General features: G+C 70.3%; 13 protein-coding genes and 2 pseudogenes. 9 read left to right on the plus strand and 6 right to left on the minus strand.

What is annotated here, in order from left to right:
- Positions 1-40: 40 nt before the first annotated feature.
- Together H293_RS0123250 and H293_RS0123255 are read right to left on the minus strand one after the other, a co-directional pair.
- Complete coding sequence (locus H293_RS0123250) at positions 41-2,356, minus strand: FdhF/YdeP family oxidoreductase (protein WP_020120244.1); 2,316 nt, start codon at positions 2,354-2,356, stop codon at positions 41-43.
- 63 nt (positions 2,357-2,419) lie between these two features.
- Positions 2,420-3,040 (minus strand): SRPBCC family protein, encoded by a 621-nt coding sequence (locus H293_RS0123255; protein ID WP_020120245.1) that lies wholly within the window; start codon positions 3,038-3,040, stop codon positions 2,420-2,422.
- A gap of 568 nt (positions 3,041-3,608) precedes the next feature.
- On the opposite strand from H293_RS0123255, the gene H293_RS59250 reads away from it, so the two are divergent.
- Genes H293_RS59250 through H293_RS0123280 form a run of 5 tightly spaced genes read left to right on the plus strand, consistent with a single transcriptional unit; the run spans position 3,609 to position 8,287 of the window.
- On the plus strand, positions 3,609-3,752 hold the full coding sequence (locus H293_RS59250) for a hypothetical protein (protein WP_199790188.1): 144 nt from the start codon (positions 3,609-3,611) through the stop codon (positions 3,750-3,752).
- On the plus strand, positions 3,749-3,838 hold the full coding sequence (gene kdpF / locus H293_RS54295; protein ID WP_020120247.1) for a K(+)-transporting ATPase subunit F: 90 nt from the start codon (positions 3,749-3,751) through the stop codon (positions 3,836-3,838). Before H293_RS59250 ends, kdpF begins: the two co-directional genes overlap by 4 nt.
- A gap of 8 nt (positions 3,839-3,846) precedes the next feature.
- Entirely contained in the window at positions 3,847-5,511 is a 1,665-nt protein-coding gene (kdpA, locus tag H293_RS0123270; protein ID WP_020120248.1) for a potassium-transporting ATPase subunit KdpA, read from the plus strand.
- A gap of 38 nt (positions 5,512-5,549) precedes the next feature.
- Positions 5,550-7,649 (plus strand): potassium-transporting ATPase subunit KdpB, encoded by a 2,100-nt coding sequence (gene kdpB, locus H293_RS0123275; protein ID WP_020120249.1) that lies wholly within the window; start codon positions 5,550-5,552, stop codon positions 7,647-7,649.
- Positions 7,650-7,654: 5 nt separating this feature from the next.
- Entirely contained in the window at positions 7,655-8,287 is a 633-nt protein-coding gene (locus H293_RS0123280) for a potassium-transporting ATPase subunit C (protein ID WP_020120250.1), read from the plus strand.
- An 87-nt stretch (positions 8,288-8,374) separates the two neighbouring features.
- On the opposite strand, the gene H293_RS0123285 is transcribed toward H293_RS0123280, so the two are convergent.
- Positions 8,375-8,593 (minus strand): hypothetical protein, encoded by a 219-nt coding sequence (locus H293_RS0123285; RefSeq protein WP_158694431.1) that lies wholly within the window; start codon positions 8,591-8,593, stop codon positions 8,375-8,377.
- The gene (locus tag H293_RS0123290) at positions 8,590-9,507 is read right to left on the minus strand and encodes an NAD(P)-dependent oxidoreductase (protein ID WP_020120252.1); all 918 of its coding nucleotides are present in this window, start codon (positions 9,505-9,507) and stop codon (positions 8,590-8,592) included. The genes H293_RS0123285 and H293_RS0123290 overlap by 4 nt, the downstream gene beginning before the upstream one ends.
- Positions 9,508-9,637: 130 nt before the next feature.
- Here H293_RS0123290 and H293_RS0123295 point away from each other — a divergent pair, with 130 nt between their 5' ends.
- On the plus strand, positions 9,638-10,234 hold the full coding sequence (locus tag H293_RS0123295; protein ID WP_028808115.1) for a TetR/AcrR family transcriptional regulator: 597 nt from the start codon (positions 9,638-9,640) through the stop codon (positions 10,232-10,234).
- 226 nt (positions 10,235-10,460) lie between these two features.
- Here H293_RS0123295 and H293_RS0123300 read toward each other — a convergent pair whose 3' ends face one another.
- A complete protein-coding gene (locus tag H293_RS0123300; protein WP_020120254.1) occupies positions 10,461-11,012 on the minus strand; it encodes a TetR/AcrR family transcriptional regulator in 552 nt (183 codons plus the stop codon).
- Between the two features lie 111 nt (positions 11,013-11,123).
- Between H293_RS0123300 and H293_RS0123305 the strand changes: the two genes are divergently transcribed.
- A complete protein-coding gene (locus H293_RS0123305) occupies positions 11,124-12,146 on the plus strand; it encodes an NADP-dependent oxidoreductase (protein WP_020120255.1) in 1,023 nt (340 codons plus the stop codon).
- A 100-nt stretch (positions 12,147-12,246) separates the two neighbouring features.
- Positions 12,247-12,489, plus strand: a complete 243-nt coding sequence (locus tag H293_RS0123310; RefSeq protein WP_020120256.1) for a DUF5302 domain-containing protein — start codon at positions 12,247-12,249, stop codon at positions 12,487-12,489.
- A 198-nt stretch (positions 12,490-12,687) separates the two neighbouring features.
- Here the strand turns inward: H293_RS0123310 and H293_RS49875 are convergent.
- A pseudogene (locus H293_RS49875) lies at positions 12,688-13,047 on the minus strand (TetR/AcrR family transcriptional regulator); the annotation flags it as partial.
- Between the two features lie 6 nt (positions 13,048-13,053).
- Here H293_RS49875 and H293_RS55055 point away from each other — a divergent pair.
- Positions 13,054-13,234, plus strand: a pseudogene (locus tag H293_RS55055) (NAD(P)-dependent alcohol dehydrogenase); the annotation flags it as partial.
- Positions 13,235-13,273 lie beyond the last annotated feature (39 nt).

Consider the following 13,273-nt stretch of genomic DNA (forward strand, 5'->3'; position numbering starts at 1 on the left):
CGGACGCGAGCCGTGGTTCGCGTCCCTCTCGGCGCCCGTCTCACGCGGAGGTGGGGGTCGTCGCCCGGCCTGACGTCGGCTCCAGGCGGACGACGATGCCCTTCGACGTGGGCTGGTTGCTGATGTCGGCGACGCTGTCCAGCGGCACCAGGATGTTGGTCTCGGGGTAGTAGGCGGCGGCGGAGCCCTGCGCGGCGGGGTAGGGGACGACCTCGAAGTTCTGGGCGCGGCGCTCGGTGCCGTCCGCCCAGACGCTCACGAGGTCGACCTGGTCGCCCTGGGCGAGGCCGAGCCCGGGGAGGTCGGCCGGGTTGACGAGCACGACGTGGCGGCTGCCGTGGATGCCACGGTAGCGGTCGTCGAGCGAGTAGGGAATGGTGTTCCACTGGTCGTGCGAACGCAGGGTCTGCAACAGCAGATGTCCCTCGGGCGCCTTCGGGACCACCCGCTCGTTGCGGGTGAACAGCGCTTTGCCGACCGACGTGTTGAACACGCCCTCGTTGACCGGGTTGGGCAGCTGGAAACCACCGGGTCGCGTCACCCGCGCGTTGAAGTCGTGGAATCCCGGCACGATACGGGAGATGTGGTCACGGATCGTGCCGTAGTCCCCCTCGAACCGGTCCCAGGGGATGTCCGGCTTGCCGCCCAGGGTGCGGCGGGCGAGCCGGCACAGGATCGCGACTTCGCTGAGCAGCAGGTGCGAAGCCGGTTCGAGGCGGCCCTGGGAGGTGTGCACCTCGCTCATCGAGTTCTCCACGGTGACGAACTGCTCGCCGTCGGCCTGGACGTCCCGTTCGGTACGGCCGAGCGTCGGCAGGATCAGCGCCGTGTCACCGCACACGGTGTGCGACCGGTTCAGCTTGGTCGAGATGTGGGCGGTCAGCCGGCACGAACGCATCGCCTCCTCGGTCACCTCGCTGTCGGGAGCGGCACGCACGAAGTTGCCGGCCAGGGCGAGGAACACCTTGACGCGGCCCTCGCGCATCGCCTTGATCGCGTTCACCGAGTCGAGCCCGTGCGGGCGCGGCGGGTCGAAGCCGAACTCCTCCTGCAGCGCGTCGAGGAACGAGTCCGGCATCTGCTCCCAGATGCCCATGGTGCGGTCGCCCTGGACGTTGCTGTGCCCGCGCACCGGGCAGACACCGGTGCCGGCCCGCCCCAGGTTGCCGCGCAGCATCATGAAGTTGACGATCTCCCGGATGGTGGGCACGCCGTGCTTGTGCTGGGTGATGCCCATCGCCCAGCAGACGACGACGCGTTCACTGCGCAGGACCTCGTCGTGGACCTTCTCGATCTCCTCGCGGGTCAGTCCGGTCGCCGCGCGCACGTCGTCCCAGTCGACGGTGCGGGCGTGCTGGGCGAACTCCTCGAAGCCGGCCGTGTGCGCGTCGATGAAGTCGTGGTCCAGGACGGTGCCGGGCCGGGCGTCCTCGGCTTCCAGCAGCAGACGGTTGAGGGCCTGGAAGAGGGCGAGGTCACCGCCGGGCTTGATGTGCAGGAAACGGTCGGCGATCTGGGTGCCGCGGCCCACGACCCCGCGTGCTTTCTGCGGGTTCTTGAAGCGCCGCAGCCCCGCCTCGGGCAGCGGGTTGACCGCCACGATGCGGGCGCCGTTGCGCTTGGCCTCCTCCAGGGCGGAGAGCTGGCGCGGATGGTTGGTGCCGGGGTTCTGTCCGACCAGGAAGATCAGGTCGGCGTGGTGGAGGTCGTCGAGGGTGACGGTGCCCTTGCCGGTGCCGAGTGTGTCGCTCAGGGCGAAGCCGCTGGACTCGTGGCACATGTTGCTGCAGTCGGGCAGGTTGTTGGTGCCGTAGGCGCGGGCGAAGAGCTGGAGGAGGAAGGCGGCCTCGTTGCTGGCCCGCCCCGAGGTGTAGAAGACGGCCTCGTCGGGGGAGGAGAGCGAGGTCAGTTCCCCGGCGAGCACGCCCAGGGCGTCGTTCCAGCTGATGGGCTCGTAGTGGTCGGAGCCCTGCCGCTTGATCATCGGCTCGGTGAGCCGGCCCTGCTGGTTGAGCCACATGTCGGAGCGCCCGGCGAGGTCGGAGACGCTGTGCCGGCGGAAGAAGTCGGCGGTGATCCGGCGCTTGGTGGCCTCGTCGTTGATGTGCTTGGCGCCGTTCTCGCAGTACTCGTTGCGGTGGCGCTGCCCCGGGGCCGGATCCGCCCAGGCGCAGCCGGGACAGTCGATCCCGCCCACCTGGTTCATGGCCAGCAGGTCCACGCCGGTCCTGCGCGGAGACGTCTGCTCCAGGGAGTACTCCAGCGCGTGCACGACCGCGGGGACCCCGGCCGCCCACTTCTTCGGCGGTGTCACGGAGACGGTGGTCTCCGGCTCCTCACCGGGCGGGTTCTGCATCGCATCGCCTTTCTCTTGCCGCGACTCGCTCGCCGCGGTGTCCTGCCGCGTCCGGTACGCAGGTCAGCCGACGGGCCACTGGGCCACCCGGCTCCTCGGCGGTTCCGGGTGGTCGTGCTGTACGCGGCCGTTGCGAATGGTGCCGCGCCAGGCCCCGCCCTCCTGGCCCAGCCCCTCGATGAACTGCTTGAAGTTCTGGAGTTCGCGGCGCACCAACCGGGTGGTCACCTGCGTGACCTTGGACGACCCGGTGAGCCGTTTCGCGACTCCGCGTGGCTCCAGGAGCATCCGGACGGTGATGGCCGTGCCGCCCGAGTCGGTCGGCCTGAACTCCACCTCGCCCTGGTGGGAGGGGCGCTGCTCCAGGGCGCGCCAGGCCAGGTAGGCGTCCGGGTCCTGCTCCACGATCTCCACCGCGAAGCGACGCCGCAGCGGCCCGTAGCCGATGGTCCAGGCGGTCACGGTGGGCCTGACCTGCTCCACGCCGTGCACCACGCCGGAGAACCGGGGGAAGGTCTTGAACTGCGTCCACTGGTTGTACGCCGTCCGCACCGGCACCGCGACCTCGACCGTCTCCTCGACGTGCCGCCGCCGTAGCGGCCGACGGCGCGTGACGCCGTCGCTGTCGGGCCGCATCCCCGGGGTGTTCGGGACGGCCTGCCGGGAGTCGTGTTCACGCGCCATCGTGGCCTCTCCTCCGGTGCGGGTGCCGGGGCGTCGCGCCCCCGGCCCCCTTCGTGCGTCGGGCTTCTCTCCCGGTTCCCCCATCGCGGTTTTCGATTCGTCCCCGCGCGATCGGCTTCCCGCGCGGTCTCGGCGGCGGGATCCCTCAATACCCGTACGGGTCGCGGAGGCCGTCCTGCGAAGGGGGCCGGCCACGGCGGCCGGCCGGCCTGGGAGGGCTGTGCCGCTGGGCCGTCCGCGCGGCGCGGGGCGGGCGGGGAAGCCGGGCCCGATGGCGTACGGCTGCTGCGCGTCCCGCGGGTGGGGCGGCACCACGGCACCGGGCCCGGTCCTTCGACCTGTACCGGGCGTCCCCGGTGCAGTGCGGTGGCAGGGGCTTCGCCGACGCCGTAGGGGGCCTGCGGTCTCTCGCCGTCGACGCGGCCCGCCGCGTGGGACGGCCGCTCTCGCCGTGAGCGGTCTCCCGCGCCACCTGGGTCACCAGGCACTGAACGCCGCAGGCGTAAGGGGCCCGTCAAAGTGCCGGGGTCCGCCGTAAGGGAGCCGTCAACGGCGGCGGCGGCCGGGCGTGGGCGAGGTTTGCTCTACCTGTCCGTCTTCTCTTCCGAACCTCTTCCAGGAGTTCGTGATGGCCGATCTGGCCTTCGTCGTCACCACCGTCGCGGTCTTCGCACTGGTGGCCTTCGTCGCCAAGGGGGTGACGAAGCTGTGACCGCCGAGAACATCGTCGGCCTGACGGTCGCCGTCGCCCTGCTGGGCTATCTCGTCCTCGCGCTGATCTTCCCCGAGAGGTTCTGAACCACGACATGGGTCCCGTACTCGCCGGCGTCCTCCAGCTGACCGCCCTCATAGGCGCGCTGGCTCTCGCCCACGTCCCTCTCGGCACCTACATGGCCAAGGTCTACTCCGCCGACCGGCACTGGCGGATCGAGAAGTGGATCTACAGGTGTGTCGGCGCCGACCCCGACACGCAGATGCGCTGGCCCGCCTACCTGCGCGGTGTCCTCGCCTTCTCTGCCGTGTCGGTTCTCTTCCTCTACGTCCTCCAGCGGCTCCAGGGCATGCTGCCGCTGTCGCTCGGTTTCAAGGCGATCGATCCGGACCAGGCGTTCAACACCGCGGTCTCGTTCGTGACCAACACCAACTGGCAGTCGTACTACGGCGAACAGGCCATGGGCCATGTCGTGCAGACCGCCGGTCTGGCCGTGCAGAACTTCGTCTCGGCGGCCGTCGGCATGGCCGTCGCGGTGGCGCTGGTGCGCGGGTTCGCGCGATCCCGCACCGGAGAGCTGGGCAACTTCTGGGCGGACATGGTGCGCGGTGTCACGCGCGTCCTGCTTCCGGGCGCGTTCGCCGCGGCGATCGTGCTGGTCGCCTGCGGGGTGATTCAGAACTTCTCCGGGATCCATGAGGTGGGCCAGTTCATGGGCGGCTCGCAGCAGTGGAACGGGGGCGCTGTCGCCTCGCAGGAGGCCGTCAAGGAGCTGGGCACCAACGGTGGCGGGTACTTCAACGCCAACTCGGCGCACCCGTTCGAGAATCCGACGCCCTTCACCAACCTCTTCGAGATCTTCCTGCTGCTGGTGATCCCGTTCTCCCTGACCCGCACGTTCGGGGTCATGGTCGGCTCGGTCAGACAGGGCTACGCGATCCTCGCGACGATGGCCGCCCTCTGGGTCGGCTTCGTCGCCCTGATGATGTGGACCGAGTTCGCCCACCACGGACCGGCGTTGCAGCTCGCCGGCGGGGCGATGGAGGGCAAGGAGGTCCGCTTCGGCGTCGGTTCCTCGTCGATCTTCGCGGTGTCCACGACCCTGACGTCGACCGGTGCCGTGGACTCCTTCCACTCCTCCTTCACCGGGCTCGGCGGCGGCATCACCCTGCTCGGCATGATGCTGGGCGAGATCGCGCCCGGCGGCACCGGCTCCGGGCTCTACGGCATGCTGGTCATGGCGATCATCGCGGTGTTCATCGCCGGTCTCATGGTCGGCCGTACACCCGAGTACCTGGGCAGGAAGATCGGTACCCGCGAGATCAAGCTCGCCGCCTGCTACATCCTCGTCACCCCGGCGCTGGTCCTCGTCTTCACCGCCGCGGCGATGGCGCTGCCCACTCCCGCCCACTCGATGACCAACAGCGGGGCGCACGGGTTCTCCGAGATCCTCTACGCCTACACGTCGGCCGCCAACAACAACGGCTCGGCCTTCGCCGGACTGAACGCGGACACCCACTGGTTCAACACCACCCTGGGCCTGGCCATGGTCCTCGGCCGCTTCCTGCCCATGGTGTTCGTGCTGGCGCTGGCCGGCTCGCTCGCGGAGCAGCGGCCGGTGCCGGTGACAGCGGGCACCCTGCGCACCGAAAAGCCGCTGTTCACCGGGCTGTTGGTGGGCGCGATCCTCATCATCACCGGTCTCACGTACTTCCCGGCGCTCGCGCTGGGCCCGCTGGCCGAGGGGCTGGCGTCATGACCACGCGCACAAAGGTCCCTCGTGACGAAAGCGAAGAGATGTCCCCCACCACTGCGACCCGGGCGCCGCACAGTGACGCACCCACCCGGCACCCGTCCCCCGAGAACCGTGTCGGCGGGGGCCTCTTCGACCCCGGGCAGCTGCTGAAGTCGCTGCCGGACGCCTTCCGCAAGCTCGATCCGCGGGTGCTGGTCAAGTCGCCCGTGATGTTCGTGGTGTGGGTCGGTTCCGTCCTGACCACCGTCTTCTCCTTCAAGGACCCCGGCGACTGGTTCGGCTGGACCATCAGCGCCTGGCTGTGGCTGACGGTCGTCTTCGCCAACCTGGCGGAGGCGGTCGCCGAGGGCCGGGGCAAGGCGCAGGCCGACACCCTGCGCAGGGCCAAGAGCGACACGATGGCTCGACGGCTCGACGGGTCTGTCGAAGAGCGGGTCCCCGGCACCGAGTTGAGGATCGGGGACCTGGTGGTCTGCGAGGCCGGCGATGTCGTTCCCGGCGACGGTGACGTCGTCGAGGGCGTCGCGTCGGTCGACGAGTCGGCGATCACCGGTGAGTCGGCACCCGTCATCCGCGAGTCGGGCGGCGACCGAAGTGCCGTGACCGGCGGGACGAAGGTCCTCTCCGACCGGATCGTCATCAGGATCACCACGAAGCCGGGTGAGACCTTCATCGACCGGATGATCAACCTGGTCGAGGGCGCGGCCCGGCAGAAGACGCCGAACGAGATCGCCCTGAACATCCTGCTGGCCTCGCTGACGATCGTCTTCCTGCTGGCTGTGGCCACCCTGCCGCCGCTCGCCGACTACGCGGGCACGCACCTCACGATGGTCGTGCTGATCGCCCTGCTCGTGTGCCTCATCCCCACGACGATCGGCGCGCTGCTCTCCGCGATCGGCATCGCGGGCATGGACCGGCTCGTCCAGCGCAACGTCCTGGCGATGTCCGGCCGGGCGGTCGAGGCCGCCGGGGACGTCTCCACCCTGCTGCTCGACAAGACCGGCACCATCACCCTCGGCAACCGCCAGGCCGCGGAGTTCGTGCCGGTCAAGGGCGCCACCGAGGCCGAGGTCGCTGACGCGGCCCAACTGTCGTCGCTGGCCGACGAGACACCCGAAGGCCGTTCCGTCGTCGTACTGGCGAAGGAGAGGTACGGACTGCGTGAGCGCCACCAGGGCGAGTTGGCCGGAGCCGAGTGGATCGCCTTCACCGCGCAGACCCGGATGTCCGGCGTGGACGTCGACGGCAGGAGGGTCCGCAAGGGCGCGGCCGGTTCGGTCGTCGCCTGGGTGAAGGAGCGGGGCGGCACGGTCGCCGAGGACGCCGCGACCCTCTCCGACCGGATCTCCGAGGCCGGTGGCACACCGCTGCTGGTGGCCGTCGAGGACGAGCGGGGGGCCCGGCTCCTCGGAGTGGTCCACCTCAAGGACGTGGTCAAGCAGGGGATGCGGGAGCGGTTCGAGGAGCTGCGCCGCATGGGCATCAGGACCGTCATGATCACGGGTGACAATCCGCTGACGGCCAAGGCAATAGCCGAGGAGGCGGGCGTCGACGACTTCCTCGCGGAGGCCACCCCCGAGGACAAGATGGCCCTCATCAGGCGGGAACAGGCGGGCGGCAAGCTGGTCGCGATGACCGGTGACGGCACCAACGACGCCCCGGCCCTGGCCCAGGCGGACGTCGGCGTCGCGATGAACACGGGGACGTCGGCCGCCAAGGAGGCCGGCAACATGGTCGACCTCGACTCCAATCCGACCAAGCTGATCGAGATCGTCGGGATCGGCAAGCAACTCCTCATCACCCGGGGCGCGTTGACGACGTTCTCCATCGCCAACGACGTGGCGAAGTACTTCGCGATCATCCCGGCGCTGTTCGCGGCGGTCTACCCGGGCCTGGACAGGCTGAACATCATGCGCCTGTCCTCACCCGACTCGGCGATCCTGTCCGCCGTCGTCTTCAACGCGCTGATCATCATCGCGCTGGTGCCGCTTGCTCTGAAGGGCGTGCGATACCGGCCGGTGAGCGCGGACAAGCTGCTCCGCCGCAACCTCGGGATCTACGGCATCGGCGGCCTGGTCGCGCCCTTCGTCGGCATCAAGATCATCGACCTGCTCGTCTCGCTCATTCCCGGGATCGGCTGAAGGACATGAACAACTCCTTTGTGAACACCGCCCGTCTGCTCGGCGCGGGCCTGCGGGCACTGCTGGTGTTGACCGTGCTCACCGGCGTCCTCTATCCGCTGGCCGTGACAGGTGTGGCCCAGGCGTTCTTCCCCACCAAGGCCAACGGCTCGCAGATCAAGGCGGACGGCAAGGTCGTCGGCTCCTCCCTCATCGGCCAACAGGGCTACGGCCTGGACTACTTCCAGCCCCGGCTGGCCAACGGACTGGGCGAGAACTCGGTCAACAAGCAGTACGCACTGATCCTCTCCGGCGCCACCAACCGCTCCGCCGACAACCCCCAACTCGTCAAGTGGGTGCAGGAGGCCAAGGCCAGGGTCGTCAAGGACAACTCCACCGCCGACTACAAGGTCAGGCCCTCCCAGGTGCCCGCTGACGCGGTCACCTCCTCGGGCTCCGGCCTCGACCCGGACATCTCCCGGGCCTACGCGGAGATCCAGGTCCGCCGGGTCGCCGAACGCAACGGTCTAGCCGTCGCGCAGGTCGAGAAGCTGGTCGAGGAGCACACGTCCGGCCGCACGCTCGGCTTCATCGGCGAGCCCCGTGTCAACGTCCTCGAACTCAACATCGCCGTGAGGGAACTCGTGGCGAGGACCTGACGGCGTAAGGAGGCGCACCGGCGGTGGCGGTCCGGGAGACCCCGGACCGCCGACTCCCACGACCGGGTCGGATCACCTGACCGATGCTCAGCGCGTCGCGCCGCGTGTCCAGCGGCGCCGCGGGGCGAACGCCGTGGTCGTGGCAACAGCGGTGGCCAGGCCGGCGCCGAGGGTGATCGGCAGTGCCGGTGAGGTGCTGCCGGTGTCGGCGGCGTTCTGCGCCTTGAGGTCCGCGACGCAGGGCGCGTACGGGACCTTGACTCGGCAGTTCATCAGCGGTGCCCTGGCCCGCGTTCGTCGGCTCATGGCCGTTTCGCGTGGGCCTCCGACCGTCGGACGGAGGCGGGGGTGGCGTCGGTGCGGGATTCCAGTGCGTGCAGGACGGCCACCATGTCCTCGGCGCCGTGGCCCTGTTCGACGGCCTCGCCGTACAGGGCGTGGCAGGCGTCGAGGAGCGGGGAGGCCAGGCCGGCCTTGCGGGCGGCCTCGGCGATCAGACGGTTGTTCTCCAGGACGTTGGTGGCGGCGGCCTGCACGGTGAAGTCGCGGGTCAGCAGCTTGGGCCCCTTCACCCGCGAGACGGCACTGGCCATCGGGCCCGCGTCCAGGACGTCCCGCAGCAGGCGCTGGTCGAGTCCGTGCCGGTCGGCGAAGTGGAACGCCTCGGCCAGCCCGGTGACGAGGGTGATCAGGAACAGGTTCACCGAGAACTTCATCAGCAGCGCTCCGGGGACCGCACCGCAGTCGAACGTCTCCCGGCACATGGCGGCCAGCAGAGGGCGCACGGCGGCGACGGCGGCGTCGTCACCCGCCGTCATGCCCACCAGCTCGGCCCGCTCGGCCGGGATGCGGGAGCCGGAGACGGGAGCCTCGACATACCGTCCGCCCGCCGCCCGGACGGCATCCTGCAAACCGGCCGAGTACTCGGCCGAGGTCGTGCCCATGTGGACGACGGTCCGTCCGGCCACGAGATCGGCGAAGTCCGGGGTGCCGCGCCCCAGGACGGCGTCCACGGCAGCCTCGTCGGCCAGCATGAGGATCACGGTTCCGGCCCGGTCGAAGACCTTGGCAGGGCGCGCGGCGACCTCGGCTCCGGCGGCGCGCAGGGCCTCGCACCGGTCGGGAGTGCGGTTCCACACGACGAGCGGCGTCCCGGACCGGGCGAGGTTGAGGGCCATGGGCCGGCCCATGGCTCCGAGGCCGATGAATCCCACGTACACGAGGCACCGCCTTCTCCGGCCCACGCCGAAGCCGAGCCGCTGCCGCACACTATGACAGCGGTCATGGTAGGCGTGTCTATGACGACGGTCATAGAGTGAACGCGTACGAAACCGGACGTGGAGGTCGGCGATGGCGGTGTCCGAGAGGGGAGCTCGGGAGCGGATGGTCTTCAGCGCTGCCCAGCTCATCCGGCGCGAGGGGGTCGCCGCGACCGGGATGCGCGAGGTCGCCGCCCACGCCGGCGCGCCGCGCGGTTCACTCCAGCACTACTTCCCCGGCGGCAAGGAGCAACTGGTCAACGAGGCGGTGGAGTGGGCGGGCCGATACGCCGGCAAGCGCGTGGCCCGTTTCCTCGCCGCCCTGCCCGAGCCGACACCGAGCGGGCTGTTCGCCGAGATGGTGCGCCAGTGGACCCACGAGTACGAGAGCGCCGGCTTCGCCGGTGGCTGCCCGGTCGCCGCCGCCACGGTGGACTGGGCGGAGTCGACCGCGTCCACGCGGGCGGCCGCGGCGGAGGCGTTCGCGACCTGGACCGGTCCGGTGGCCCGCGCGCTGACCGACATGGGCGTGCCCGGGGAACGCGCGACCGCGCTGGCCACCCTCATGGTGAGCGCCCTGGAAGGGGCGATCCTCATGGCTCGGGCGGAGCGGGACGTACGTCCGCTGACGACCGTGGCCGGTGAACTCGGCCCCCTCCTCGACGCGGCGGTGCGTCGGGAGGGCTGACCGGTTCTGCCGCGGCGGACCGCGAGCGGCCTCAGGGCGGTGCCGGAGCCGGCGGCACCGAGGGCCTCAGCCGGCGGGCGGCGCGGCCGGGCCCGTACGCCCAGGTTCTGATCGGGTCAACTGGCCGGGCCACGGAGCCCGGTTCAGTCATGACGGGCACCGTGTCGAGCGGCCTCGAAGAGTTTCGGTCGCGGCCGGGGCCGGGGACGCCGTTGCCCTGTCGTCCTTACTCGCCGGGTCTCAGGATGGCGCTCACGACCACGTCGAAGAGGTGATCGGTGCGTGCGGCGAGGGAGGGCTGATCGCTGAGCCATGCCAGCGAACCGGCCAGCGCGAACAGGTCGGTGCCGTCGATGTCGGTGCGAGCCAGGCCCTGCGCCTGTGCGCGGGTGAGGAGTTGGGTGCCGGCGGCGCGCATCGCGACGCACGAGGCGTGCAGCGCGGACTGCGGGTCCTCGATGGCCGTGACCATCAGGTCCACGACACCCCGGTAGTTGTGCGCGCAGGCAACGAAGTCGCGCAGCCACGAGCCCAGCGCGTCCGCGGGCTCCCTCGACGTTTCGAGGGCTGCCGCCTTCACCGCCAGTTCGTCGAAGCTCGTGCGGAGCAGGGCTTCGAGCAGTGCCTCGCGGGTGGGGAAGTGGCGGATCAGCGTGGCGAGTCCCACCCCGGCCCTGCGTGCGATGTCGCGCAGCGACGCGTCGACGCCCTGCTCGGTGATGACGGCGCCCGCGACCGCGAGGAGGTGGTCGTGGTTCTTCCTGGCGTCGGCCCGCATCTGCTCCCCTTGACTATCCGGATCAGTGATCCATATATTCGGATCAGTGGTCCGGATACCCGGATCGCTGATCCGGATAAGCGTATCCCGCAGCGCGGACAGGAGAAAATGATGTCGACAGACACGATGAGGGCCGTCCGGCTGCACGAGTTCGGCGGCCCCGAGGTGCTGCGTTACGAGGAGGTGCCGGTTCCCGTGCCGGGCCCCGGTGAGGTGCTGGTGCGCGTGCACGCGGTGGGCCTCAATCCTCCCGACTGGTACGCCCGCGGGGGGATGCCCGATGTACCTCCCGAGCTCAAGCCCCCGTTCGACCTCCCCCTGATTCCGGGGACCGACGTGTCGGGCGTCGTGGAGGCCGTCGCCGCCGACGTCGACGCCTTCACCGTGGGGGAGGAGGTGTTCGGTCTTGTGCGCTTCCCCACCGCTCTCCAGGGCGGCGCGTACGCCGACTACGTCACCGCGCCGGCCTCCGACCTCGCGCGCAAGCCGGCTTCCGTCGACCATGTCCACGCCGCCGGCCTGCCCATGTCGGGACTGACGGCGTGGCAGTTCCTGATCGACCTCGGGCACGACCATCCCTCGCCGTTCCAGGCGGCTCGGCACCGCCCGATGGCGCTCGGCGCCGGGACCACCGTGCTCGTCAACGGCGCTGCCGGTGGCGTGGGGCATCTCGCGCTCCAGCTGGCCAAGTGGAAGGGGGCCCGCGTCATTGCCGTGGCCTCGGGCACCCACGAGACGTTCCTGCGCGAACTCGGCGCCGACGAGTTCATCGACTACACCAAGGACCGTCCGGAAGAGGTCGCCCGGGACGTCGATCTCGTCCTGGACTCCGTCGGGGGCCCCGGCAGCAGGCGCTTCCTGCAGACCGTCAAGCGCGGCGGGGCCCTCTACCCGGTGTACTTCGGAGAGTTCGACGACGAGGAGAACGAGAAGCTGGGTGTCACCGTCACGGCCACCCAGGTCCGCTCGAACGGCGCGCAGCTCGCCGAAATGGGGCGCCTGCTCGAAGCGGGCACGGTCCGTGTCGCGATCGACAGCACCTTTGCGCTCGCGGACGCCCGGGCGGCGCACGAACGGGCCGCCCGGGGGCACATCCGGGGCAAGATCGTGCTCACGGTCGCCCAGGACTCCTGAGGAACGTGCCCTGGCTTGTCACCTGGGCGGAATAGCGGCGCCCGTACCGCGTCCGGCATGACAAGCTGTGCTTCCCACTGCCCGAACCCAGGAGGTCACGATGACCGCAGAAGCTGCGTCCCCAGAAGGTTCGGAGCCGGCTGAGCCCGAGACGTCCGCGCTCGCGCCCGACAGCGACGGCAACTACGACCTCAAACGAAAGTTCCGAGAGGCCTTGGCCCGCAAGCGCGGTGCGGAGGCGGACGCCGCCGACCTCGCTTCCAACCCCCACGCGTCAAAGATCCGTGGAGCGCACGGCCCGGCGTCGAGCCAGCGGTCGTTCCGGCGCAAGAGCGGGGGCTGAGCCGGAGCGGTTCCGGGCTCCGGCTGAATAGCTCCAAGGGGAGTTGTCCCGCCGGACCTCCGGACCTCCGGGATCCGCGGGGCGCTGGACGTCTCCGTGACCGTCTCCGGGCACCTCGGACTCCGTTGTCGGCCGAGGTGCCCGGACTCTGTCTTGTGCGGGGCCGGGTTGATTCGCCCGGCGAGGTAGGGTGCCGCGCTAACCCCGGTCGGCCGCCACGGCGCGCCGGACACTTTCGCTGAGCAGGGCCCGACGCTGATCATGCAGTTCGGGGGGTTCCTGTGCGGTCGCCGCATAGACATTGCTGACCGGTGACCAGGCCATGGACATGGCGATCACCATGGCCATGAGGTCGAACGGGTCTCCTTGGTGCACCGAGCCGGCGGCCTGGGCCTGGGCGATGGCCCGCAGCTTGCCGTCGTCGAGGCGGTCGGGGTCGTCGACCAGGTGGCCCACCGGCCGTCGCTCCAATCGCGCCCAGGTGGCCAGCCGGATGAGGTCGGGGCGCCGGAGGTACTCGTCGTAGAGGCGCACGGCCCAGTCCGCGAGGTCGGCGGCGTAGAGGGCCGCAGGAAACTCAGCTCCGCGGGCAGCGACGGCCGACATGCTCGACTTCCGCGCCCGCCACGGCATCACCGCCGACATCGAGATACTTCCCTCGGCGGGTGTGAACGAGGCCCTCGACCGCCTCCGGCGCAACGACGTCCGCTACCGCTTCGTACTCGACATGTCCGACCTTGGCTGAACGGGCCTACAGCCGATGGCACTTGTGTTCGTCGGCCTC

This window comes from Streptomyces canus 299MFChir4.1 (assembly GCF_000383615.1).
Taxonomy (GTDB): domain Bacteria; phylum Actinomycetota; class Actinomycetes; order Streptomycetales; family Streptomycetaceae; genus Streptomyces; species Streptomyces canus_C.